The sequence below is a fragment of the Nocardioides hungaricus genome (assembly GCF_054782915.1).
In genome coordinates, this window is the sequence record NZ_BAAGRO010000064.1 from 21177 (window position 1) to 44852 (window position 23676).

Annotated in this window: 25 protein-coding genes and 2 tRNA genes; 13 read left to right on the forward strand and 14 right to left on the reverse strand. The window is 72.4% G+C overall.

All coding sequences use genetic code 11. From position 1 onward, the window contains the following. Window positions 1-8 precede the first annotated feature (8 nt). The 6 genes from ACYVKX_RS21730 to ACYVKX_RS21755 all read right to left on the reverse strand — a co-directional run bounded on the left by ACYVKX_RS21730 (window position 9) and on the right by ACYVKX_RS21755 (window position 4081). A complete protein-coding gene (locus ACYVKX_RS21730) occupies window positions 9-1400 on the reverse strand; it encodes a serine hydrolase domain-containing protein (protein WP_460835784.1) in 1392 nt (463 codons plus the stop codon). Window positions 1401-1586: 186 nt separating this feature from the next. Continuing rightward, window positions 1587-1660, reverse strand: a tRNA-Ile gene (locus ACYVKX_RS21735). 30 nt (window positions 1661-1690) lie between these two features. Continuing rightward, window positions 1691-2053, reverse strand: a complete 363-nt coding sequence (locus tag ACYVKX_RS21740) for an SIP domain-containing protein (protein ID WP_460835785.1) — start codon at window positions 2051-2053, stop codon at window positions 1691-1693. A 57-nt stretch (window positions 2054-2110) separates the two neighbouring features. Then, complete coding sequence (locus ACYVKX_RS21745) at window positions 2111-2599, reverse strand: Dps family protein (protein WP_460835786.1); 489 nt, start codon at window positions 2597-2599, stop codon at window positions 2111-2113. 121 nt (window positions 2600-2720) lie between these two features. After that, on the reverse strand, window positions 2721-3092 hold the full coding sequence (locus ACYVKX_RS21750) for a hypothetical protein (RefSeq protein ID WP_460835787.1): 372 nt from the start codon (window positions 3090-3092) through the stop codon (window positions 2721-2723). 29 nt (window positions 3093-3121) lie between these two features. Further along, entirely contained in the window at window positions 3122-4081 is a 960-nt protein-coding gene (locus ACYVKX_RS21755; RefSeq protein WP_460835788.1) for a phosphotransferase, read from the reverse strand. A gap of 25 nt (window positions 4082-4106) precedes the next feature. On the opposite strand from ACYVKX_RS21755, the gene ACYVKX_RS21760 reads away from it, so the two are divergent. The 6 genes from ACYVKX_RS21760 to ACYVKX_RS21785 all read left to right on the forward strand — a co-directional run bounded on the left by ACYVKX_RS21760 (window position 4107) and on the right by ACYVKX_RS21785 (window position 9941). Further along, window positions 4107-4841, forward strand: coding sequence for a PIG-L deacetylase family protein (locus ACYVKX_RS21760; protein WP_460835789.1), 735 nt, complete (start codon window positions 4107-4109; stop codon window positions 4839-4841). Between the two features lie 24 nt (window positions 4842-4865). Next, window positions 4866-5273: an ArsR/SmtB family transcription factor gene (locus ACYVKX_RS21765; RefSeq protein ID WP_460835790.1), complete on the forward strand. Its 408-nt coding sequence runs from the start codon at window positions 4866-4868 to the stop codon at window positions 5271-5273. Continuing rightward, a complete protein-coding gene (locus ACYVKX_RS21770) occupies window positions 5270-6283 on the forward strand; it encodes a cation diffusion facilitator family transporter (RefSeq protein ID WP_460835791.1) in 1014 nt (337 codons plus the stop codon). Before ACYVKX_RS21765 ends, ACYVKX_RS21770 begins: the two co-directional genes overlap by 4 nt. Window positions 6284-6441: 158 nt before the next feature. Beyond that, window positions 6442-7473 carry a bile acid:sodium symporter gene (locus tag ACYVKX_RS21775; RefSeq protein WP_460835792.1) on the forward strand — a complete coding sequence of 344 codons (1032 nt, stop codon included), beginning with the start codon at window positions 6442-6444 and terminating at the stop codon, window positions 7471-7473. A gap of 129 nt (window positions 7474-7602) precedes the next feature. Next, a complete protein-coding gene (gene cmtR / locus ACYVKX_RS21780; protein ID WP_460835793.1) occupies window positions 7603-7962 on the forward strand; it encodes a Cd(II)/Pb(II)-sensing metalloregulatory transcriptional regulator CmtR in 360 nt (119 codons plus the stop codon). A gap of 29 nt (window positions 7963-7991) precedes the next feature. Next, entirely contained in the window at window positions 7992-9941 is a 1950-nt protein-coding gene (locus tag ACYVKX_RS21785; protein ID WP_460835794.1) for a heavy metal translocating P-type ATPase, read from the forward strand. Window positions 9942-10618: 677 nt separating this feature from the next. Here the strand turns inward: ACYVKX_RS21785 and ACYVKX_RS21790 are convergent. The 5 genes from ACYVKX_RS21790 to ACYVKX_RS21810 form a co-directional block, all read right to left on the reverse strand. Further along, window positions 10619-10694 (reverse strand) — tRNA-Asn (locus ACYVKX_RS21790). Window positions 10695-10731: 37 nt separating this feature from the next. Next, window positions 10732-11220, reverse strand: a complete 489-nt coding sequence (locus ACYVKX_RS21795; protein WP_460835795.1) for a hypothetical protein — start codon at window positions 11218-11220, stop codon at window positions 10732-10734. Window positions 11221-11240: 20 nt separating this feature from the next. Then, complete coding sequence (gene dnaG / locus ACYVKX_RS21800; RefSeq protein WP_460835796.1) at window positions 11241-13088, reverse strand: DNA primase; 1848 nt, start codon at window positions 13086-13088, stop codon at window positions 11241-11243. A gap of 20 nt (window positions 13089-13108) precedes the next feature. Next, window positions 13109-14023: a 2-hydroxyacid dehydrogenase gene (locus ACYVKX_RS21805; protein WP_460835797.1), complete on the reverse strand. Its 915-nt coding sequence runs from the start codon at window positions 14021-14023 to the stop codon at window positions 13109-13111. After that, window positions 14020-15255: a deoxyguanosinetriphosphate triphosphohydrolase gene (locus ACYVKX_RS21810; RefSeq protein ID WP_460835798.1), complete on the reverse strand. Its 1236-nt coding sequence runs from the start codon at window positions 15253-15255 to the stop codon at window positions 14020-14022. The genes ACYVKX_RS21805 and ACYVKX_RS21810 overlap by 4 nt, the downstream gene beginning before the upstream one ends. A gap of 56 nt (window positions 15256-15311) precedes the next feature. Between ACYVKX_RS21810 and ACYVKX_RS21815 the strand changes: the two genes are divergently transcribed. The 5 genes from ACYVKX_RS21815 to ACYVKX_RS21835 all read left to right on the forward strand — a co-directional run bounded on the left by ACYVKX_RS21815 (window position 15312) and on the right by ACYVKX_RS21835 (window position 19240). Beyond that, a complete protein-coding gene (locus ACYVKX_RS21815; RefSeq protein WP_460835799.1) occupies window positions 15312-15815 on the forward strand; it encodes a SigE family RNA polymerase sigma factor in 504 nt (167 codons plus the stop codon). Beyond that, window positions 15812-17020, forward strand: coding sequence for a PASTA domain-containing protein (locus tag ACYVKX_RS21820; RefSeq protein ID WP_460835800.1), 1209 nt, complete (start codon window positions 15812-15814; stop codon window positions 17018-17020). The genes ACYVKX_RS21815 and ACYVKX_RS21820 overlap by 4 nt, the downstream gene beginning before the upstream one ends. A gap of 45 nt (window positions 17021-17065) precedes the next feature. Then, window positions 17066-17512 (forward strand): protein-tyrosine phosphatase family protein, encoded by a 447-nt coding sequence (locus ACYVKX_RS21825; protein ID WP_460835801.1) that lies wholly within the window; start codon window positions 17066-17068, stop codon window positions 17510-17512. 142 nt (window positions 17513-17654) lie between these two features. Next, complete coding sequence (locus tag ACYVKX_RS21830; protein ID WP_460835802.1) at window positions 17655-18155, forward strand: SigE family RNA polymerase sigma factor; 501 nt, start codon at window positions 17655-17657, stop codon at window positions 18153-18155. Then, window positions 18152-19240, forward strand: a complete 1089-nt coding sequence (locus ACYVKX_RS21835; RefSeq protein WP_460835803.1) for a hypothetical protein — start codon at window positions 18152-18154, stop codon at window positions 19238-19240. The genes ACYVKX_RS21830 and ACYVKX_RS21835 overlap by 4 nt, the downstream gene beginning before the upstream one ends. Before the next feature lie 312 nt (window positions 19241-19552). Here the strand turns inward: ACYVKX_RS21835 and ACYVKX_RS21840 are convergent, their stop codons facing one another. Together ACYVKX_RS21840 and ACYVKX_RS21845 are read right to left on the reverse strand one after the other, a co-directional pair. Beyond that, window positions 19553-20476: a hypothetical protein gene (locus ACYVKX_RS21840; protein WP_460835804.1), complete on the reverse strand. Its 924-nt coding sequence runs from the start codon at window positions 20474-20476 to the stop codon at window positions 19553-19555. Continuing rightward, entirely contained in the window at window positions 20473-21000 is a 528-nt protein-coding gene (locus ACYVKX_RS21845) for a SigE family RNA polymerase sigma factor (RefSeq protein ID WP_460835805.1), read from the reverse strand. The genes ACYVKX_RS21840 and ACYVKX_RS21845 overlap by 4 nt, the downstream gene beginning before the upstream one ends. A gap of 296 nt (window positions 21001-21296) precedes the next feature. Here ACYVKX_RS21845 and ACYVKX_RS21850 point away from each other — a divergent pair, with 296 nt between their 5' ends. Together ACYVKX_RS21850 and ACYVKX_RS21855 are read left to right on the forward strand one after the other, a co-directional pair. Further along, window positions 21297-22109, forward strand: coding sequence for a hypothetical protein (locus ACYVKX_RS21850; protein WP_460835806.1), 813 nt, complete (start codon window positions 21297-21299; stop codon window positions 22107-22109). Then, the gene (locus ACYVKX_RS21855; protein WP_460835807.1) at window positions 22109-22630 is read left to right on the forward strand and encodes an RNA polymerase sigma factor; all 522 of its coding nucleotides are present in this window, start codon (window positions 22109-22111) and stop codon (window positions 22628-22630) included. Before ACYVKX_RS21850 ends, ACYVKX_RS21855 begins: the two co-directional genes overlap by 1 nt. 63 nt (window positions 22631-22693) lie before the next feature. On the opposite strand, the gene ACYVKX_RS21860 is transcribed toward ACYVKX_RS21855, so the two are convergent. Continuing rightward, entirely contained in the window at window positions 22694-23572 is an 879-nt protein-coding gene (locus ACYVKX_RS21860; protein WP_460835808.1) for a hypothetical protein, read from the reverse strand. Between the last annotated feature and the right edge of the window lie 104 nt (window positions 23573-23676).

The window sequence follows — 23676 nt, forward strand, 5'->3', positions numbered from 1 at the left end:
GCTCTCGGTCAGGCGCCGGCGCGCCGGACGGCGCGACCGATGTGGAGGTACCGGGCGTGTCCGTCGCCGTCGTCGCCGACGAAGGCGTGCGGGATGTGGACGCCCTGCTGGGGCTCCACGTTGATCAGGCTGTCGCCGCGGAAGTGCACCAGCTCGCGGCGCTCCGGCTGCTCGCCGAGCTCCTCGAAGAGGCCCTTGGGGCGCTGGTCGATCCAGATCCGGCCGTCCTCGTCCTGGCTGACGACCAGGTCGGCGACCTGCGAGGAGTAGGTGCCGACGTACCGGCTCGCGTCGATCCTCTCCGGGTCGGCGGGCGGCTTCGGGAGCGCCGGCAGCTCGGTGTCGCTGAGCTCGGCGATCACGTGGCCGGCGACGTCGTGGTAGAGGGAGAGGGTGTCGCCGCCGTTGGTGAGGAGTACGACGACCAGGCCCGCGTCGGGGACCATCCGCAGGAACGCGTTCTGGCCGATGGTGCTGCCGTCGTGGCCGATGATCTCGCCGTTGGCGGTGTCGAAGCGCTCGAAGCCCAGGCCCCACGAGTCGCCCATCACGCCGAGGTAGGGCAGCTCGACCTGCTTGGCGTGCATCCGCGCGGCGGTGCCGGGCGCGAGCACCGCGGTGCCGTCGGCGGCCCGGCCGTCGTCGAGGTGCATCTTCGCGAAGGCGACCAGGTCGCGCGGACGCATCGCGAGCATCGCGCCGGCGGGCGCGTTGGAGCGGGCCAGCGCCCAGACCGGGGCGGGGTGGTAGCCGGCGCCCGGCTCGAGCTCGATGTGGCCCTGCGCGACGCGGAACATGATCGCGTCGTACGGGCTGGTCGCGGCATGGGTGAGGCCGAGCGGCGCGAAGAGATGCTCGCGCAGGCACTCGTCGTAGGTCTTCTCGCGCAGCACCTCGACGAGGCGGCCCAGCACGCAGTAGCCGGCGTTGTTGTAGGAGAACTGCTCCCCCACCGGGAACAGCTGCGGCACGTCGTGGAGCACGCCGAGGTACTTCTCGACGCAGTCGTCGCCGACCCCGGTGTCGGTGAAGATGTCGCCCTCGAAGCCGCTGGTGTGGTCGAGCAGCTGGCGGGTGGTGATCGCCGCGGCGGCGTCCTCGTCGCCGATGCGGAACTCCGGCAGGTAGGTGCGGACCGGGACGTCCAGGTCGACCACGCCCTCGTCGACCAGCTGCATCACCAGCGTGGCGGTCCACAGCTTGGTGATCGAGCCGATCTGGAACAGCGAGTCCGTCGTCGCCTCCACGCCGGTGCCCTGGTGCAGGATCCCGGCCGCGGCGTCCACGACCTCGCCGTCCTTCAGGACGGCCACGGCGGCGCCGGGCACGTCGTACTTCTCGATCAGGGCAGGCAACTGCTCGCCGATCCACGTCTGCACCTCGGACAGAGTGCTTCTCATGGCGCCCCACCGTAGGAACCGGCCCGGCCGCTGTGTTCGTCGAGCCGGACAAGGCTCGCCGGTCCGACTGTCCGGGCCGACCAGGGTCGGTCCCGGACGGGTGGCGGTCGCGTCCGGTCGGTCGGTCGACGTACCTGACGCATCTGTCGTGGAGGTCGCCCGATCCACGTTCGAGCGTCAGGTGCGTGGGGCGTGTCGGGCTTGAACCGACGACCGAGCCATTATGAGTGGCTTGCTCTAACCGACTGAGCTAACGCCCCGGGGCGCCGGTGAGCCTAGCCGCCACGGTTTCAGAGTCGCTCGAGCAGGCCCGAGACCGGGGCGGCGTCCCAGCGGACCGTGGCGCCGACCCACACGGACACCTCGCGCGTGGGGTCGGGCTCGGCCACCATCCACTCCTCGGCCCAGGTCGCGACGGCTGCGCTGAGCCGCGCTCCGGGCCGGTCCGCCTCGTCGGGCACCAGCACGGTGAGCGCGACACGGGCCGGCCGGGGCAGGTCCGGGAGTGCGGCGTCCGTGTCGGCCTCGACGTACACCTGGCCGTAGGCGTCCTCCGGGAGCAGGCAGAGCAGCGCGCGGACGGCCTCGATCTCGGAGGCGTCGACGGCGACCAGGACGTGGGCGAGCGGGCCGGTACGGCGGCGGGACCTCATGGAGCGAGTATAAGGCTAGCCTTACCTACATCCCAACGGCAGGTCCGCCGATCGGGATCAGCCGGCGACGTGCGCCTGGAGCAGCCAGCGGTCCTTGGTCAGGCCGCGCTCGATCTCGATCGCGACGTCCTGGCTGCTCAGGTCGATCTCGTCGAGGCCGGTGACGGCGGCACGGACGGTGACCAGGGCGGCGTCGATCTGGGCGACCACGGCGGCCACCGTCTCGGGCCACTGCTGGAAGCCGTCGGCCAGCTCGGGGAGCGTGCTCTTCGCCGCGACGGTCGCGAGCCGCGAGTCCAGGGGCAGCCCGAGCGCCACAACGCGCTCGGCCGCGGTGTCGGCGTACTCCTGGGCATGGTCGACCACGCTGTCGAGCAGCTCGTGGACGCCGATGAAGCTGCCGCCCCGGACGTGCCAGTGGGCCTGCTTGCCGTTCACCACCAGCGCCTCGAGATCGATCACCACCGGGGTGAGGAACTGGGCGGCGGCCGCGGCGACCTCGGGGGTCGTCGCGAGGTCGGAGGGCGTGTGGATGGCCGAGCTCATCAGCATCTCCTTCGGATCGGGGTGTGCTTACTTGAATGATTCAAGTCAACGCCGATTCTTGCGCGCTGCCTCCCGCCGCGCAACGAAGCCGAGGCTCCCCTAAACGAGTCCGAAGCGGACCTCACCCATCGGCCCGGCGGCTGTCGATCGCCAGGGCGAGCGCGTTGAGGCCGGCCCAGCCGAGCGTGATCGCGGCGACCTTCTGTCGCACCCCGTCGTCGTCGGCCTTCGCCGTCAGCAGCGCGCAGTCGCCGAGGTCCATCGCGATCCGCAGCAGCATCGCGGTCCGCACCGTCCCGGGCCGGCGGCCGAGCATGCCGAGGCCGCCGATGGCCAGGTCGCGCACGCCGTAGGTCCGGGCGAGCAGCTCGAGCCCCTCGCGGTCCTTGCGGTCGGCCCGCAGCGCCTGCCAGAGGTGCGCGGGCTGGGCCAGGGCGTAGCCGCCGTAGGCGGCGGTCGCGGCGGACAGGAGCCGGCTCAGGGGGTAGCTCATGGCGATGTCGTACCCGCGCCGGACCGACCTCACGCGCCGGGCGCCGGCTCCCCCAGCGAGGCGAGCCAGGCCGCGGCGGAGCCGCCCCACTCCGCGCGCTCGGCGTCGTCCATCGCCGCGGTGCAGCGGACCCACGACTCGACCCGGGCCAGCCGTGCCAGCTGCAGCGCGGCGGGCAGTACGGCGCGCAGCTCGGTCGTCGGCGCGTAGTCGCTCCAGACCTCGAGGCCGGCGTCGGCCACCCGGCGCAGCCGCGGGTCGCCGGGCGCGCAGTCGAGCTGGTGGCGCAGCACGGTGAGCGGCACCAGGAGCGCCGCCAGCGGCTCGGCGACCAGCGCGTCGGCGAAGTCGAAGAACCGGAGCTCGCCGGCGCGGTCGAAGACGTTCCGGCCGTGCAGGTCGTTGTGGCACAGCGTGAGCGGCAGCCCGAGCGCGCCGACCCGGTCGGCCCAGCGCTCGACGTCGACGAGCGTGGCCCGGGGCTGCTCGGGCGGCGCCAGCTCGGCGAGCCGCCGCGCGGCATACTCCGGGCAGTCGGCCGGCGCGAGCACGGTGAGGCCGGCGTCGACCAGGCGGCCGGCGTACCGCGACACCTCGAGCTGGAGCTGGGCGCCGGCCGCGACCACCCGGCACCAGTCGTCGATCGTGCCGTCGCCGAGCGGCTCGCCCTGGTCGGGCGTGAGGAACTGCCCGCGGCCGAGGTCGACCGCGGCCAGCGGGACGACGTGGCGGGCAGCGAGGTCGTTGAGCGCGACGACGAGCGCCGCCTCGTGGGCCTGGGTCGCGCAGTTCTGCTTGGCGTAGAACACGCCGCTCGCGGTCTCCGTCCGCCAGACCGTCGCCCACGCCCGCACCTTGACCGGGTCGAGCGCGGTCGGCTCCCCCGCCACGCCCGCGACCCAGCGCCAGAGCTCCTCGCGGAAGGCGGCGCCGCGCCAGCGCGCACTCGCCGACGGGAGACGGAGCCCGGCGTCGGCGTACCCAACCATGCCCGCACCCTGCCATGCTCGGGACATGGAGCCGCTCGAAGTGCTGCCGGAGGACTGGGAACGGGCGCTGTGCGTGGTCGCGCACCCCGACGACATGGAGTTCGGCGCCGCGGCCGCGGTCGCACGCTGGACCGGCCAGGGCAAGGAGGTCGTCTACTGCATGGTGACCAGCGGCGAGGCCGGCATCGACGCGCTCGACCCCGACGAGTGCCGTCGCGTCCGCGAGGCCGAGCAGGTCGAGTCCGCGCGCATCGTCGGGGTGCCGGCGGTGGAGTTCCTGCGCCAGCCCGACGGCGTGCTGGAGTACGGCGTGCCGCTGCGTCGCGCGATCGCCGAGGTCGTCCGCCGGCACCGTCCCGAGGTCGTCGTCACCGGCAACTTCCGCGACACCTGGGGCGGGGTGAGCCTCAACCAGGCCGACCACGTCGCGACCGGCCGGGCCGTCGTCGACGCGGTCCGCGACGCCGGGAACCGCTGGGTCTTCCGCGAGCAGCTCGTCGACGGGCTGGAGCCGTGGGGCGGCGTACGCGCGGTGTGGGCGTTCGGGTCGCCGCAGGCCACGCACGCGGTCGACACCACCGCCACCTTCGGCGCCGGCGTCGACTCCCTCGAGGCGCACCGCGCCTACATCGACGGGCTGGGCTGGGAGAACTGGGACGCCCGCGAGTTCCTCGAGGGCTCCGCCCGGCAGACCGGGCAGCGCCTGGGCGTCGCGTTCGCGGCGGCGTTCGAGGTCTTCCCGATGGGCTGGGGCGAGTAGCGCGACGGCAGGTATCGTATGCGCATGCGCGCAGATACGAATGTGGCAGGTACGAATGTGGTGGCGCCTCCGCCGGACGAGCAGGTCGACCTCGCGGTCGAGGTCTTCCGGATGCTGGCCGATGCGACCCGGATCAAGCTGCTGCACCAGCTGCTGCACGAAGAGCGGTCGGTCAACGAGCTCGCCGATGCGGTAGGCAAGGCCCAGGCGGGGGTGTCCCAGCACCTGGCCAAGCTCCGCATGGCCCGGCTGGTGCAGAGCCGTCGACAGGGCAACCAGGTGTTCTACCGGATCGAGTCCGACCACATCCGTCAGCTCGTCGAGGACGCCCTCCACAACGCCGAGCACGCCTCGGGCGGCGTCCCGGCACACCACCGGGGCAGCAGCGACCAGGGCGCGGTCGTCCCGCTCGCCGGAGGGCGCGACCGATGAACCACGGGCACGGGCACCCGCACCGGTCCGGCATCTCCGGGCTCCTGCACGCCGTCGTCCGGCCGCACAGCCACGACGCGGCCGACTCGGTCGACTCGGCCCTGGAGTCGAGCAGGGAGGGCATCCGGGCGCTCAAGATCAGCCTGGTGGCACTCGGCGTCACCGCACTCGCCCAGCTCGGCGTCGTCCTCGTCACCGGATCCGTGGCGCTGCTCGCCGACACCGTCCACAACTTCTCCGACGCCCTCACGGCGGTGCCGCTGTGGATCGCCTTCGCCCTCGCCCGACGCTCCCCGACCCGGCGGTACACCTACGGCTACGGCCGCGCCGAGGACCTCGCCGGCGTGTTCATCGTCGCCATGATCGCGCTCTCCGCGGTCGTGGCCGGCTGGCAGTCGGTACGCCGGCTGCTCGACCCGCAGCCGCTCGACAACGTCTGGGTCGTGTTCGCCGCCGGCCTCATCGGCTTCCTCGGCAACGAGGCCGTCGCGGTCTACCGCGTCCGTGTCGGCCGCCGGATCGGCTCCGCGGCACTCGTCGCGGACGGCATCCACGCCCGGACCGACGGGTTCACCTCGCTGGCCGTCGCCGGCGGAGCCGTCGGCGTCGCACTCGGCTACCCCGTGGCCGACCCGATCGTCGGGCTGCTCATCACCGTGGCGATCCTGGTGGTCCTGCGCGGCGCCGCGCGCGACATCTACCGGCGGCTGATGGACGCGATCGAGCCCGACCTGGTGGACCGCGCTCACGGCGTACTCGCCCAGGTGCCGGGGGTGGTCGCCGTCGACGGCGTCAGGATGCGCTGGGTCGGCCACCGCATCCGCGCCGAGGCCGACCTCACCGTCGACCACGCGCTCACCGTCGCCGCGGCCCACGACGTCGCCGTGACCGCCGAGCACGACCTCATCCATCGGGTCCCGAAGCTGGCGGCCGTGACCGTCCACGTGAACCCCACACCCGTCGAGGGCATCGACCCCCATGCCGTGCTCAGCGGACACGGTGGACGGTAGGCCCGAACCCGGGCACCGGATACCAGGTGCTCGGTGCCGATCGCACCTCGAAGCCACTCGAATGTCTAGTGTCTCGACATGCGCATCTCGCACGTCGTCGCCCGGGATCGCCTCGACGAGGTCGATCGACGTCTGACGTGCCCCGGCAGCGGCGACTCGTGCCGCGGCGAGTGAGCGGGCCGGTCGGCACGATGCGGGTGGGGAGGTTGGTCGAGCGGTGGGACCGCTACCAGGTTCCGCTGTACCTCGCCGCGATCCTGGCCGGTGCCCTCGTCGGGCTGGGAGCGCCCGGCACAGCACCGGCGCTGGAGCACGCCATCAACCCCGCCCTGGCCCTGCTGCTGTTCGCGACCTTCCTCGGCGTTCCGCTGGCCGAGCTCGGCCATGCCGTCCGGGACGTGCGATTCCTGCTGACGGTGGTGGTCGGCAACTTCGTGGTCGTCCCGGTCGTCGCCTTCGCGCTGTCTCGGTTCGTCGTCGACGACCGCGGCCTGCTGCTCGGAGTGCTCCTGGTGCTGCTCACGCCGTGCATCGACTACGTCATCGTGTTCACCGGACTCGCCGGCGGCGCCCGGGCTCGTCTGCTGGCGGCAGCACCGCTGCTCATGCTTGCGCAGATGCTCCTCCTGCCGCTCTACCTGTACCTGTTCGTCGGCAGGCAGGTGCTGGACATCGTCGACACCGGACCCTTCGTCGAGGCGTTCCTGGTGCTCATCGTCGCGCCGCTGAGCCTCGCCGCGATCGTGCAGGCGGTGGGACGCCGGCACCGGTCTGGTCGTCTCGTCGAGACCGCGATGGCCGGTGCGATGGTGCCACTGATGATGGCGACCCTGGCTGTGGTGATCGGCTCCCAGATCGCCGCAGTCGGCTCGCAGGTGACGGACCTGGCGCGGCTGGTCCCGATCTACGCGGCCTTCGTCGTGCTGGCTGTCCTCATCGGCAGGCTCGCCGGGCGGGTGGTGCGCCTCGACCCACCGGCCACCCGGGCCGTCATGTTCTCGGTCGCGACGCGCAACTCCCTGGTCGTGCTTCCCCTCGCGCTCGCGCTCCCCGGCGCCCTCGGCATCGCGCCGCTGGCGGTGGTCACCCAGACCATGGTCGAGCTGGTCGCCATGGTCATCCTGGTACGCCTGGCACCCGTGCTGGCGCCCGGTGCCGCCGAGGGCCAGCCCCGAGACGGGCTGGTGTGAACGAGGGGCAGCGGGTGACCGCCGTACCGGACTCGGCTCCAGCCGGTCCTGGGCGAGACGATCCGGGGCCGTCCTGCCCCACGTCGACCCTCGACCCGAGAGGTCAGCCGTCGCTGTACAGTTCAGCGCATGCTGACCATTCCGTCGCGGGTCGACGTCATGAACCGGCTCGGCCGGGCACTGGCCGACCCGACCCGGGCCCGCATCCTGCTGAGCCTGCTGGAGACCCCGGGCTATCCGGCGCGGCTGGCCGACGACCTCGGCCTGACCCGCACCAACGTCTCCAACCACCTCGCCTGCCTGCGCGGCTGCGGCGTCGTCGTCGCCGTGCCCGAGGGTCGCCAGACCCGCTACGAGATCGCGGACCCGCACCTGACCCGGGCGCTGGACGTCCTGGTCGACGTGGTGCTGACCGTCGACGACGGCGTGCCGTGCGACGACGCGGACTGCGACGTACCCCTGTGCTGCGGCCCCGGGGCAGCCCGGTGAGCCGGGAGTGTTGCGGTCCGGACGAGCCGGTGACACTGACCCTCGGTCCGCCGCGGGTCGCCGTGGCCGAGCGCGCGGAGGTCGACGACTGCTGCGGACCCAGGCCGGTCGACCCGGCCGCCGACCTGGTGCTCGAGCCGATGGCGCCGTGGTGGCGGGACCGAGCACTCCTGCTGCCGGCGGTCTCGGGGCTCCTGCTGGCGGTCGGCTTCGTGTTGACCCCGACCGGTGCCGATCGGCCCGCGCTGGTGGCCGAGACGGGCGCCCTGCTCACCGGCGCCTGGACGTTCGTGCCCGGCGCGCTGCGACGACTCGCCCACGGCCGGCTGGGTGTCGGCCTGCTGATGACGATCGCCGCGATCGGGGCGGTGCTGCTCGGCAAGGTCGGCGAGGCGGCCGCGCTGGCGTTCCTCTTCTCGATCGCCGAGGCGCTCGAGGAGCGGGCGATGGACCGGGCCCAGCACGGCCTGCGGTCGCTGCTCTCGCTGATCCCGGCCACGGCGCGGATCTCCCGCGACGGCGTGGACCTGACCGTCCCGGCCACCGAGGTCCGGGCCGGAGACGTCCTGGTGGTCGGCGCGGGCGAACGGCTCGCGACGGACGGCACCGTGACGACCGGCCGCTCCAGCGTCGACAACTCCGCGGTGACCGGGGAGTCGATCCCGGTCGAGGTCGGCCCGGGAGACCGGGTCCTGGCCGGGTCGGTCAACGGCTCGGCGACCCTGCGCCTGGAGGCCACGGCCGATGGCCGGGACAACTCGCTCACCCAGATCGTGCGCCTCGTCGAGGAGGCGCACGCCCGCAAGGGCGAGCGCGCCCGCCTCGCCGACCGGATCGCCCGGCCGATGGTGCCCGCGGTCCTGCTGCTCGCCGGGTTCGTCGCGCTGGTCGGCTCGCTCGTCGGCGATCCGGGCCTGTGGATCGAGCGCGCGCTGGTCGTGCTCGTGGCGGCCTCACCGTGCGCGATGGCGATCGCGGTCCCGGTGACGGTCATCTCCGCGATCGGGGCGGCCAGCCGCCTCGGCGTGGTCATCAAGTCGGGGATCGCCTTCGAGGAGCTCGGCACGATCCGTCGGGTCGCGTTCGACAAGACGGGCACGCTCACCCGCAACCGACCCGAGGTCGTCGAGGTGCACGTCGCCGAGGGGCGCACCGACGCCGAGGTGCTCGGCCTCGCCGCGGCGCTCGAGGCCACGAGCACCCACCCGCTCGCGGAGGCGATCGTCGCCGCAGCAGGTCCCGCACCCGCCGCAGCGCAGGTCGAGGAGCATGCGGGGTACGGCGTGAGCGGTGTCGTGTCCGGCGAGCCGGTGCGTCTCGGCAGTCCCCGGTGGGTGCCGGCCACGGCCCTGGCCGACCAGGTGGACGCCATGACAGATCGCGGCATGAGCGTAGTCGTGGTCGAGGCCGACGACGCGGTCGTCGGCGCCATCGGCGTACGCGACGAGCCGCGGGCGGAGGCCGCCGAGACCGTTCGTCTGCTGGGCTCACGGGGTATCGCGACGATGATGCTGACCGGCGACAACGCCCGAACCGCAGCCGCGGTGGCGGCCGAGGTCGGCATCGCCGACGTACGCCCCGAGCAGCTGCCCGCGGACAAGGCGGCGGCCGTCGGCGCCTCGTCTCGGATGGCACCGACGGCGATGATCGGCGACGGCATCAACGACGCGCCGGCGCTGGCCGCCGCGACCGTCGGGATCGCCATGGGCGCGACCGGCTCGGCGGCGGCCGTCGAGTCCGCCGACGTGGCGTTCACCGGCAGCGACCTGCGCCTGCTCCCCCGCGCCCTCGACCATGCCCGTCGCGGCCGCCGGCTGATGACCGTCAACATCGGCCTGGCCCTGGCGATCGTCGTCGTCCTGGTCCCGCTCGCGATCCTCGGCGTGCTCTCGCTCGCCGAGGTGGTGCTGGTCCACGAGGTCGCCGAGGTCGTCGTGATCCTCAACGGCATCCGGGCGGCGCGGGTGCCCCGGACCTGAGGAACGCCAGGCAGTCGTTCTGTGGCCACTCGTCACTGTCTTCGCAGGACCCGGCGAGACCACACGAACAGGCATCATCGAGATGCGCTCGGACGGACCGGTCCGGTTGATATCGAACCAAGACGGGTGGCGCCTCCTGGGTGCTCAACGCGCTCAAACGGTCGTCGAGGTCGCGGCGAGTGAGCAGGGAAGCCAGATCCGTGGACGCACTCCGACTGAAGTCGTCTGGACGCAAACCATGTCGGGCACCGTCTCTTGGATCGTACCCGGCGTACCGCTTCGCTGATCCGGGAGTGTGCAGTGAGCAGATCGGCGGGAGTGCTTCGACGGACCATCTCCGCCGCGGCCTGGCCGCCGCAGACAGCAAGCGGTAGACCGATCTGCGCCACCACAAGCTGAACCGTCCTCGGACCGTCGGCCTGGCTCATCCGACGACTCAGCAGCCGGACCAGTGCACACGACTCCAAGCGGCACAGAATGTCGGCTGGCAGGACGAGGCCGTCCCACAGGTCGACAAGCAGAGTTCCGTCGACGTACCCGAGCATGTCTTCGGGACCACCCTCGCGCAGCACGATCTCGTAGACCCTGGCCCGTTGACGACGACCTCACGGAACTCGACAGGCTCGAATGGCAGAGGGCCGCTGACCTACGTTCCCGCAGGTCAGCGGCCCTCTTGCTGGCTCCCCCGGTTGGACTCGAACCAACAACCCTCCGGTTAACAGCCGAATGCTCTGCCAGTTGAGCTACAGGGGATCGGGTGCAGCCCGCACAGGCTAGCAATCACCGTCCGTCAGGAAAAATCGAGCCCCACCTCGGCCTGCGCGGCGGCGAGCGCCTCCTCGGCGGCGTGCTGGACGGCCGGGTCGGCGGGATCGACGCCGGCGTCGTACTCGTAGATCCAGCGCACCGGCTGGTCGCCGCGTGGGGCCCGGCGGGCGATCACGCGCACCCCTTGGCGGCCGCGGATCGGCACGTGCCGCTGGAGGACGACGCTGGCCGTGACGCGCTCGCGGACGAGCTCGAGGAGGCGGCCCGGCTCGGGCAGCGTGAAGGCGTGCTCGGGGCGCTGCTCGCCCCAGGTGCCGACCTCGCTGACCCGCAGCGTCGAGGCGTCGGCGTCCCAGTCGGCGGCCTGGACGTCCTCCCACGGGATCCGCAGCGTCTCCTCCAGCGCGAGCGCGGTGCCGAGCGGGCGCACGACGTAGAGCGCGTCACGGGTGCCGCCGAGGTGCGCCCCCTCGGCGGCCGCGTCGGCGAGCAGCCGCTCGCCGCGCTCCACGCGGACCGGGGTACGCCGCCTCACTGGATCGCCCCCGTGAGCTGGTCGAGCAGCCCGCGGCGGTGGGCCTCGAGCGCGGCCAGCTCCCCGAACATCTTGTTGAAGGCGTCCGGCTCGTCGACCGGGTTGGTGCGCTGGAGCCTGGACTTGATGCCCGCGATCCGGCGGGTGGCGGTGAGCTCCTGCAGGCGCAGCAGGTACTCGGTGAAGTAGGCGGCGTCCGGCTGCCGCTTCAGCGGCTCGACCGCCAGGGCGCTGATCGCCGAGGAGACCGCCGGGTCCTGGGCGGCGTCGCGGAGCCGGGTGGCCCAGCCGGCGTCCCCCACGCCGGCCCCGACCCCGCCGGCCGCGGCGACCAGCTCGAACACCGCGCGGAAGACCGGGTGCGTGAAGTCCTCGGCGCCGAGGTCCGCGCTGAGCCGCCCGATCGTCATCGGGTGCTGGATCACCAGCATCAGCGCCTCGCGCTCGATCGCGAACCGCGGATCCGACAGGCTCGGCAGGGCGCTCCGGGGTCCGGCCGCCGCGGGCTCCTGCCCCGGGCGCCGGCGCTGCGCCCGCCGGACCTCCGCCCGGGCGTCGTCGACGTCGAGCCCCACCATGCCGGCGAGCTCGCGGGAGAACGCGTCGACCTTGGACCGGTCGCGGATGCTCGACACCAGCCGGGCGCCCTCGCGGAGCGCGTCGACGCGGCCGTCGGCGCGGTCCAGGTCGTACTTGGCGACGACGTTGCCGAGCACGAACCGGTAGAGCGGCACCCGGCGGGCGACCAGCTCGCGCACGGCGGCATCGCCCTTCTCGATCCGCAGGTCGCAGGGGTCGAGGCCGTCCGGCTCGACGGCGACGTACGTCTGGGACACGAAGTTCTGGTCGCCGCCGAAGGCGCGCAGCGCGGCCTTCTGCCCGGCCGCGTCGCCGTCGAAGGTGAAGACGACCTCGCCGCGGAACTCCTCGTGGTCGTTGAGGAAGCGCCGCAGCACCCGGGCGTGGTCGTCGCCGAACGCGGTGCCGCACGTGGCGACCGCAGTGCCGACGCCGGAGAGGTGGCAGGCCATCACGTCGGTGTAGCCCTCGACGATGACCGCCTGCGAGGAGCGGCCGATCTCGCGGCGGGCCAGGTCGATGCCGTAGAGGACGTGGCTCTTCTTGTAGATCGGCGTCTCGGAGGTGTTGAGGTACTTGGCCTCGATCCGGTCGTCGTCGAAGAGCCGGCGGGCGCCGAAGCCGATCGTCTCGCCGCTGGACTCGCGGATCGGCCAGAGCAGCCGGCCGCGGAAGCGGTCGTAGCCCGACGGTCCGATCAGGCCGCCGACGGTCATCTCCTCGGTGCTGAAGCCCCTGCCGCGCAGCACCTGGTTGAGCGCTCGGCCCTCGGCCGGCGCGAAGCCGATGCCGAACGTCTCGGCGGCTCCCTGGTCGAACCCGCGCTCGGCCAGGAACTGCCGAGCGACCAGCGCCTCCGGCGTACCGAGCGCGTCGGCGTAGAACTCCTGCGCGACCTTGTGCGCCTCGAGCAGCCGGCGGCGCGACGGGCCCTTGGGCTTGTCGGCCGCGAAGCCGTCGTCGTCGCGGCGCAGCACGACGCCGACCTTGTCGGCGAGCCGCTCGACGGCCTCGCCGAAGCTGAGCCCGTCGATCTTCATCAGGAAGGTGATGACGTCGCCACCCTCGGAGCAGCCGAAACAGTGGAAGAAGCCCCGGGAGGGGTTCACGTTGAACGACGGCGACTTCTCGTCGTGGAACGGGCAGAGTCCCTTCTGGGAGCCGCCGCCGGCGTTGCGGAGGGTGACGTACTGCGAGACGACGTCGTCGATGCGCGCCTTCTCGCGCACCTCGGCGATGTCCTCCTCGCGGATCCGTCCGGCCACGCGGCGATCCTATGCGGCGGTCAGTACTCGCCGGACATGACGTTCACAAGCTCCTCGCCGGCGGCGTAGCGGCGCAACTGGTCGCGGACCAGCCGGTACGCGCGCGGCCACATCGCGCTGCTCGCGCCGCCGACGTGCGGGGAGACCAGGAGGTTGGGCGCGTCCCAGAGCGGATGGTCCTCGGGCAGCGGCTCGACCTCGGCGACGTCGGTGGCGTAGTGCAGCCGTCCGGCGTGCAGCGCGGCGACGACCGCGGAGGTGTCGACGACCGCGCCGCGGGCGACGTTGACCAGCAGGGCGCCGTCCTTCATCGCCGCCAGGAAGCCGGCGTCGACCAGGCCGCGCGTCTCCGCCGTGAGAGGTACGACGAGCACGACGACGTCCGCGTCGGGCAGGAGCCGTGGGAGGTCGGCGATCGGGTGGACGCCGTCGCGGGCGCGGCGAGCCACCCGCACCACCTCGGCCTCGAACGGGAGCAGTCGCCGCTCGACGGCCTCGCCGACCGCGCCGTACCCGACGATCAGCACCCGCCGATCGGCCAGCGCCGGGTGCCAGCCGGGGCGCCAGCGGCGCCGGTCCTGGTCGCGGACGAAGCCGGGCACGCCGCGCAGGCTCGCCAGGATCAGGGTCAGCGCGAGCTCGGCGGTCGAGGCGTCGTGGATGCCGCGCCCGTTGCAGAGCAGCACGCCGTCGGGGAGGTGGCCACGGAGGTTGTCGACCCCGGCGGTCAGCGTCTGCACGACCTCGAGGCTCGCCATCTGCGGCAGCACCTCGGAGACGGCCGGACCGACCTGGTAGGGCGGGACGTAGAACCGCACCTCGCCCACGCTGCCGGGCACCCGCTCGGTCGGGTCGACCACCTCGTAGCGCAGACCCTCGGGCGGATCCCCCAGCTCGGCCGGGTCGAACGGCAGCCAGACAAGGCGATCGGTCATCGCGCTCCCTCCAGTGCGGCGTGCCGGGCGACGGCGCCGCTGTCGGTGAGGGAGGCGACCTGGTCGATCACCACGCGCAGCCGGGCGGCGTCGTGGGCCGCGGCCGCCCAGTCGTCGCGGAACGGGCGGTCCATGGCCTCCGGCCGGTCCAGCAGGACGGCCACGAGCTCGGCGAGCAGCTCGCGCTGCTCCTCCATGATGGCCACCCGGTCGTCGGCCCGCATCACGTAGTGGGCGGCGATGCCCTTGAGCACCGCGATCTCCAGCCGGGTCGTCTCCGGGACGACCAGGTCGGCGGCGTACCGCACGAACGGCCCGTCGCTGGCCGCGAACGTCGCATGCTGCACGGCCCCGCAGAACCGGCCGATCACGTCGCTGGTGAGGTTCTTCAGCGCCGCGAGCGAGCCCCGGCTCCCGTCGTACGGCGCGGCCGGCCAGCTGTCGACCGACCGGAGCTCGGCCAGGGTGGCGTCGAGGACGTCGTCGGTGGCGTCGGGCAGGTACCACTCGCGGACGGTCTGCCAGACCGCCGCGTGATCGATGGCGGTGAGGTCGACCCGGCCGGCCACGACGCCGTCCTCGACGTCGTGCACGGAGTAGGCGACGTCGTCGGCGAGGTCCATGACCTGCGCCTCGAGACACTGCCGACTGCCGACCGCGCCGGTGCGCATCCAGGTGAAGACCGGAAGGTCGTCGGCGTACACCCCGAACTTCGCGCCGGCCGCGGCGTCGGTGCGCAGCCACGGGTACTTCGTGCACGCGTCGAGGGTCGCCCGGGTGAGGTTGAGCCCGACCGAGGCACCATCGGCGTCGACGGTCTTGGCTTCGAGGCGCGTGAGCAGCCGCAGGGTCTGGGCGTTGCCCTCGAAGCCGCCACAGGCCTCCCCCACCTCGGCCAGCACCCGCTCGCCGTTGTGGCCGAACGGCGGGTGTCCGAGATCGTGGGCCAGCGCGGCGGTCTCGGCGATGTCGGGCTGGCTGCCGAGGGCACGGGAGAGGTCGCGCGCGACCTGGGCGACCTCGAGGCTGTGCGTGAGCCGGTTGCGCACGAAGTCGTGGCTCTGCGGCCCGACCACCTGCGTCTTGTCGGCGAGCCGGCGGGACGCGGCCGCGTGCACCAGCCGGGCCCGGTCGCGCTCGAACGCGGTGCGCTCCGGCGCGTCCACCCGCTTGGGCGGCTCGGCGACGAGGCGCTCGCGCGCGGCGTCGTCGTAGAGGTCCTGGGCAGTCATCGCAGCAGAACTCTAGGACGTGGAACCCCGGGCCCGTCCCGAGGCGTCTATCGGGCGTGGAGACGCGCGACGGCGAGTTCAGCGAGTACGTCGCCGCGTCCTGGCCGCGGCTGGTCCGGACGGCCGTCCTGCTCGGCTGCTCTCCCACCGAGGCCGAGGACGTCGTGCAGTCGGCCCTGGTCCGCTGCCTCGTCAACTGGTCGAAGGTGTCGCGCGCCGACGACCGGGACGCCTACGTGCACCGGGTGCTCATCAACACCTTCACCTCCGCGCGACGGCGGCACTGGACGCGGGAGCGGCCCGTGGCCGAGCCGCCCGACGGGCACCACGACGACGCGACGGCGGCGTACGACGACGCCGACGCGGTGCTCCGCTCGCTGCGACGCCTGACGCCGGAGCACCGGATCGCGGTCGTGCTGCGCTACTACACGAACCTCGACGAGCGGCAGATGGCCGCCGTGCTCGGGGTCGCTCCCGGCACCGTCAAGTCCCGGCTGTCCCGGGCGCTGCGGCTCCTCGCCGACGACCCCCACCTCTCCGACCTGCGAGGCACCCGATGACCGATCGAGACCTGACCGAGCTGCTGGAGCGCACCGCCGACCGCGTCCCGGTCGGCGCGCCGCCGCTGTCCGAGCTGAGGACCGGTGCAGACCGGCTGCGCCGGCGTCGCGGCCGGCTGCGCGCCGCGGCCGCCGCGCTCGGTGTGGTCGCCGTGGTCGGCGGTCTCGCCTCCGTCGCGGCGCTCGTCCCGGGCCCGGCACCCGAGCAGGCGGACGCCGGCCCCACGGGCACCACCGCATCCGATCCCGTGCCGGCCGATCGCCGGCTGGTCGGCGTCGGCAGCACGGCCATCGCCGTACCGCAGGGCTGGGCGACCAACGCGCTGCGCTGCGGCACCGCGACCGAGCCCACGGTGGTCGTCGACGTCGCGGTCATCGAGACCTGTGGCTGGATCGGGGCTCCGGTGTTCGAGAGCGTGTGGATCGAGCGGGGCGTGAACCGGCGGATGTTCCAGCCCGTCGAGAGCATCGAGATCGACGGTGTCCCCGCGCAGCGGGACGAGACGACCTGCACGGCCGAGACGAGCGGGGACACCCGGTGCGCCGGGACGGTGGTCATCCCGTCCGCGAACGCGTCGTACCGGGCCGAGGCGGCCAGCGCGGAGCGCGTCGACGAGATCCTGTCGTGGATCCGGGTCGTCCCGGACCTGGTCGCCGTGCCCGGCTTCGAGGACGCGAACATCCGCCACCAGGACGACGACGCCGGCGAGTCCTACCGGACGGCGCTCGAGGCCGCCGGCCTCCGGGTCGAGGTGCGCACCGAGTCGCGTCCCGGGTCCAAGGCCGGCTACGTGCTCGGCGTCAGCCCGGGCCCGGGCACCATGCTCGAGCCCGGCGACACGGTGACGATGACCGAGGTCGCGGAGCCCCGCGGGCCGGCGGACGAGGTGAGCGTCGAGGTCAACTCCGTCGGGCCCGGCGACAGCATGGACTACCGGGGCCTCGGCGACGCCGAGCTGCGGGCCGGCGGCGAGCTCACCGTCGACCTCGGCTCGACCGTCTGGGTCTACGGGAACGGTCCGCGGATCGGCACCCTGGCCGGCGAGGTCTCGGGCACCGCACTGACCCTCGACGGCTGGGAGCAGGGGCCCAACTACGGGCGCTCGTGGGAGGCCGTCGAGCGCGGCACCAGCACCATCACGGTCACCATCACCGCCGACGGCGAGCCGATCACCATCGGCACGGTGCGGGTCACGGTGCGCTGATCGGCGCGCCGTGCCGCCGGGGCCGGGAGCGGCTAGCGTCGAAGGGTGGCCGGGTGGACCGACGAGCAGGGTGTGGTGGAGCTGCCGGACGGGCGTCGCATCCGCGGCGCTGCCGCGCGCCGGCCGCGCGGCGATGTGCCCGCCCCGGACTTCGCGGTCTACCTGCTCGGCCGCGACCCGGAGGTGCCGGGGTGGCCCTATCGCTGGGTCCGGTGGCGCGACCTCCGACTGCCCGACCCCGCCGACGATGCGGTGGACGCGTTGCGCGAGGCGTACGAGCGCGCCGGCGAGCAGCGCGTCGAGGTCGCCTGCGGCGGCGGGATCGGTCGCACCGGCACGGCCCTCGCCCTGATGGCGACCATGGGCGGCGTCGTACCCGAGGAGGCGGTGGCATGGGTCCGCGCCCACTACCACCGACGCGCCGTCGAGACCCGCAGGCAACGACGCTGGGTCGAGACGACGGCGACCTCGCTCCGCAGGAGAGGCGAATGAGCCCGCGAGCCGCAGCAGTTGCTCTTGCTCCGGACCGGCATCCGAACCACGGGGATGCCCGGGAGACCAGGGCGCAGACCCCCACCCGTGGGATGACAACCATCCGCGAGTCCCACCTCGTTGTCCGACCAGGAGGTCGTGGATGGGTGAGGCTGTGGTCATGGAGGCGGCGCCGACGTTCGAGGAGTACGTCGCGACACGCGGCCGTGCCCTGTGGCGAAGCGCATGGCTCCTGACCGGAGACGCCCAGAGGGCCGAGGACCTGGTGCAGACGGCACTCGTGAAGTGCTGGCGACGCTGGGATCAGATCGCGGCCGACGGCGCCGTCGATGGGTACGTCCGTCGGGCGGTGATGTCGACCTACACGGACTGGCGCAGGCGCCGATGGTCCGCCGAGGTGCCGACGGACGCACTGCCCGATGACTGGAATCGGGATGTCGACCTGGCCGTTCGACAAGACGTCCTGTCGGCGTTGGCCCAGTTGCCGCGCGGGCAGAGAGCGGTGATCGTGCTCCGGTTCTACGACGACCTCACCGAGGTCCAGACCGCAGCCGCGCTCGGCGTCAGCGTCGGGACCGTCAAGAGCCAGACCGCTCGTGCGCTCAAGGCGCTGCGGGTGTCGGAACTCCTGGAGGACTCGTGAGTGAGCAGCGGCTGCGAGACCTGCTGCGGCAGGCTGTCCCCGAGGCTCCGGACCCGGATCCGGCCGCGATCGGGCGCCGGGCGGTCAGAGAACGACGAAATAGAGCGTCGGTCGCGGCCGGTGGCGCGGCGGCGTTGGCAATCGTGGTCGGAACGCTGGCACTTGCCGGACTCACCGGCGATGACGGTACGCGTCCGTCCCCCAACGACGTCGCGACCCGGCCCTCCGCCAACGACAAGCCGGACGGTCCGCTGTCGCCGTACGACCCCAGGCCATGCCCGGCGCGGCTGCCGGACCCCGAGACCGCGAACCGTGCCGTGACCGACCTCGACGGTGTCGTGGCGGTGCGCCTGTGCCCCGATCTGAACCCGAGAGGAGAGACGGCTTGGCAGCCGACGCCCGATGACCTCGCGCAGCTCGAGGACGCCGACGCACTGGTCCGTGGCCTGGCCGGCTTTGCTGCCGACCTACGCGGCCTTCCCACCGGGCTCCCCGCGTACTGCGCCACCGACGAGGGGCCGTACATCGGGCAGGCGTTCGCGTTCTACCGCTCGGACGGAACACGGGTGTTGGTGGCAGCGCCCGGCTGTCAGCTGGTGACGGTCGAGGGACGTCGGATCGACAGCGAAGCAGTCCGACAGCTCTATCTGGCGGCACTGGATCGGCAGCGCGACAGCCTCTCGTACGACCGACCGTTCGACGACGAGCTCGCGTGCACCTCCGAGGAACGCGGGGATACGGTCCGTCCCGGACGTGAGCGACTGGTCGCCGCCGTGGCATGCGAGCTGCCGCCAGGGGCCGAGTCCGTTCCCATGGATCTCGAGCCGATCCGGCTCGACGCCACCCAGCTCGCCGAGCTCGACGATGCGTGGGCCCGGCCGGGTGACCCGATCATCCGTGGCGCAAGCGGGGAGAACGAGTGCATCGATCTGAAAGAGCCACCTTCGTACATCCTTGCGGCGACCGACCGCAGTGACGTCGTCCAGTTGATCGACAGCCCCTGCGGCTTCCTGGTGTGGAACGGATGGGAGAACAGCCAGGGCGCCACCATCCCCACAACCCTGGGTGAGCTCGGCGTCCGGTAGCACCCGGTCGTGGAGCGCACGGTTCGCTACCTGGTTGGGCCCGCAGCAGCCCTGCGCGAGGTGGCATCGCTTCTCCCGCGGTCGCCATCACGCACAGCAAACGCCGGGCAGCACGATTCGCCATGACCCCGTGACTTCGGACAAACCGTTCAAGACTGGCTCGCCTGAGACTTCCGTGGGTGCTCGGTCGGCGCGACAAGGTTGACCTGCGCTCACGCTGCCTTCGGAACGGACTCGCTAGATGGCACACCCTCAGGTGTGTGGCAGCGCCCCGGTCTCTTGACGTGCGGGGCCGGGGCTCTGGAGGCCGGGTCAGCGCCCTGGGAAGGTGAGCAGCGGGCTGGCCGCGAGGGTGAGCAGCTCGTCGACGCCCGGCAGGTCGGTGGCCGGCGGAGAGCCGGGAGGCATGTTGTTGCCCCACGTGCCGGCGGTGGTGACGGCGATGGTGAGCCCGTCGGTGCGTTCGACGACGACGGTGTTGCCGCCTCCGTCGGAGCCGTGTTCGGCGACTCGGGCCTTGGTGACGCCGTCTGGCAACCGGCCCTCGTAGGCGCTCCATCGCTCCTCGGCCGAGGTGGGTTTCTCCTCCTCGTCTGTCAGGGCCACCTCCACGTCGATCAATCCGAGCGCGTCCCCGCTCTCCCAGCCGATCTTGGTGCCGGTGCCGGTCAGCCGGGGACCCGTCGCCGGGTCACAGGTCCAACTTCCGTCCCCTCCGAGGATCTTGTTGAACTTGCTGGTGAGGTCGATGTGTTCCCCGGTCGGGTCCAGGATGGTCGCGGCCGCCTGCTGGTAGGCACGCTGCGCAGCGATGATCTCGGGGTCGTTCTCGAAGGGCAGCTCGGGCACCTCACCCTCTGTGGATGCGATCCCTTCGCCATTCTCATTCAGGGTCAGGCCGCCAGTGGCACTCGGGCTGGGGGCTTCGATCGTGCACGGATCCTTCTCGGCCGGCGATGGTGACGCTGTCGGCGTCGAGGACGCGACGTCGGACGGGGAACCGGCGGGAGCGATAGCCGTGTCGCCACCACCCCCGGGCCAGTGCAGGGTCGGTACGTTCGTTGCGACGGCACCGACGGCGACGAGGGCCGTGGTGACGCCCGCCGCACCGCGGGCGTGGCGGCGACGCAGTGCCGCCCGGCCACGGCGGATGTCGTGGAGCGGGTCGGCGGCCGGCACGGGCGCGCGTCGTCCGAGCTCGTGCAGGCGGTCGGTGAGTACGTCGAGGTCGTTCATCGGTTCTCTCCTGGGATGTCGCGGGCGTTGGTCGCCGAGGTCGTGGCCGGTTCGGGATGGAGGAGGCGTCGCAGCGATGCGAGCGCGGCCGAGGTCTGGCTCTTGACGGTGCCGATTCCGATGCCGAGGTCGTTGGCGGTCTCGTCGACGGACAGGCCCCAGTAGTGACGCAGGACCACCACGCGGCGCTGCCCCACGGGGAGGGCGCCGAGCGCGACCCACAGCTCGTCGGCCTCCTCGCCGGGCCCGGGCGAGGACGGCGCGTCCGGCGGCGCGGCCATCGGGCGTTCTCGCCGCCAGGGTCGGCGGCTGTCGTCGATGTGCCCGTTGACCAGCATCCGACGCACGTAGGCGTCGATGTTCCCGACCCGGGAGACGCGGGGCCAGGCGAGATAGAGCTTGGTGAGCGTCTCCTGAACGAGGTCCTCGGCTCGGTGCGGATCGCCACAGAGCAGCCAGGCGCTTCGGTACAGATGCGGCCGTCTCCCGGCGACGTACGCACCGAAGTCCTCGTCTCGTGACACGCCTCGTCTCCTTCCCTCTCTTCATCCACCTGGACGGAAGTCGGGGTGCGAAAGGTTGGGAGAGCCGCGGACTTCCTCATCGCCTCTGGCCACCGGGTGCGCTGCGGCGTACTCGACCCAGCACGCGGGTGGTGGCGCGCAGCAGGCGGGGATCGGTGAACCCAGGCTCATGACGGCGACATCGGATGATCGAACTCTCGGAATGGTCTCATGGTGGTCAGGTAGGCGGCGAGAACCCGGCGGCGTGTAACGCCCTGGCGCTACATGGGTGAGACCCACTACTCGATGGAGGAACCATGAAGGCTGGGGATTGGAGCGAGGCACACAGCGCACTGATGGAGGCTGCGGCCGCTGATGCCGCATCCGGCGAGGTCGACCTGGACGCGACGTGGGACCGGATCGCTCGCCGGATCGACACCGCGCCGAGGCGCCGCAAGCACGGGCGCGCGGTGGCGATCGTGGCGGCGTCGGCGGTGTTGGTCGGAGGCGGCGCGGCCACCGCCGCAGCAACCGGCCTGTTCAGCTCTCGCACCGGCGAGTTCGTCAGCAAGCAGGACGTCCGGAAGGCCGGCCCCGGCGAGTACCTCGACCCCAAGGGCGAGGACTTCCCCCAGGTGACGCTGGAGGAGACGGCGGACATCCCGTTCCCGTCCGAGAAGGCTCGGGCGATCTCGGCTCAGTACCACATCGAGGAGGGGAGGATCCCGGTAAAGTTCGGCGGTGCTCGGGTGACGACCGGTGCCCTGCGCGGGTTCGTCGCCGACGACGCGATCTGCTCGTGGTCCAATGCCTGGGCGGCGGCGATCGCCGATGGCGACGACGCGGCCGCCAAGACCGCCGCGTCAACCCTGCAGGCAGCCGGCGACTGGTCGGCCGTGCGCGCGCTCGACACCGAGCTCTCCACGCGAACCACCGAGGTCCGCTTGACCGATGGGACGGTGCACAAGGTCGACGACCCCAGCCGGTTCTACTACCTCACGTTGGTCCAGAAGGCCGTCAGGGCTGGCGACGTCGACGCACTGGGTGCCGCATTGAATGGGAACGTCTTCTGCTACCCCGCGCTGATGCCGGACCTGCCGCAGGCGATCCCGACGGGGCGGCGGCCCTGATGGGACGTGGGTCCGTCACGCCGGCGGCCTTCGAGGCGCTCTATCGCCGTACGTCGCCGGAGATGCTGTCGTTCCTGCGGCGGCGTGTCGGCGACGAGGCGCCGGACCTGTTGGCGGAGGTCTATGTGGTGGCGTGGGAGAAGCGCGACGGGCTTCCTGCGGAGTGGCTGCGACGTGCGTGGCTGTTCGGGGTAGCACGGCGTCTGCTGCTCAGTCACGGCCGCCGGACGTCTCGTGATGCTGCCGCCGAAGTGGAGGCAGCCCGGCTGGCGACTCAGCCGGCCCACGAGGCCGACCAGAGTGTCGGAAGCGCTGTTCGCGCCGCACTGGCACGGTTGCCTGAGATCGACCGCGAACTGATCCAGCTCACCGAGTGGGAGCAGCTCTCGGTTGCCGAGGCGGCGGTGGCGACGGGACTGAGGCCAGGAACGGCCCGGGTCCGTCTGCATCGGGCTCGCGCGCGGTTGGCGCAGGATCCTGAGCTGGCTGCGCTCGTCGCGGCCACCGCGATTCCTCGGTAGGTCTCAGCTTGCGACTAACCTCGGCTGCTTGAGTGAGTCGTACGTTAGATGCGACTTCCGACATCAGGCGTAGGCCGTGACGTGCACGTGGTCGTAGTGGTTCTGGGTGACCGAGCCGCGATCCTCCATGCCGCGCCAGCCCTCGCTGCCACGCTGGACCGACCAGATGTTGCGCGAGTAGATGACGTACTCGACACCGAGCGCGGCGGCGTTCTCCCGCACGAAGTTGGCGACCTGCCAGCCGCGCTCGCCGGAGACCATGATGTCCACCTCGCGCCAGGAGCTGCCGTCGCTGGAGCGGATGGTGCCGTAGGTGGTGATCTCCGGGAAGTTGGCGCAGACCGCGGCGTGGACCTTCTTGATGCCCTCGGCCACCCCCGACGGCACCGAGGTGCCGTTCGCGCAGGTGCCGCCGAGGGTGAGCGGCTCCTCCTCGGAGAGATAGCCGGCGCTCACCCAGCGGGACTCGCCGTCGACGACGATCTCGACGCGGTCAGCGGCCTTGCGGCCGGTCACCAGGACCCGCTTGCCGGCGTCGATCTCGCCGAGCTTGTCGGCCTGCGGGGTCTCGTCGGACCAGAGGTCGAGGGCCGTCGTGGTCCACAGCCGCTGCTCGGCGTTCGCCACCGCTCGGGTCGTCGCCGCGCGTTCGGCGCGGGCGGCGCGTGCCGCCCGGCGCTCGACCCGCTGCCGGAGCTCCTGCTGGAGCGGTGTCACCGCGACGCGGGGCGCGCTGCGGGAGAGGACATCGTCTCGCGTGACGGCGGCACCGAGGTCGGCCGCGCTCCCCTGCGCGATCAGGTTCGGGATCTCGGGCTCCGCGGCCGCGACGCCGAGCGTGACGGCGGAGGCGGTCGCGAGGACGGCGAGCGGAGCGGCCACGAGGACGGCACGGGGCATGCGGCGGGCATCGGTGTCCCGCTTGTGGCGGTGCTCTGCCACAGCGCTGATCCTTTGCTGGTTGCTGACGGGGGTCTGACGTCGCCAGTGACTCCCGAGACAGGTCACGAAACGGCAACGACCCGGCCGAGTCAACCACAGCGGGA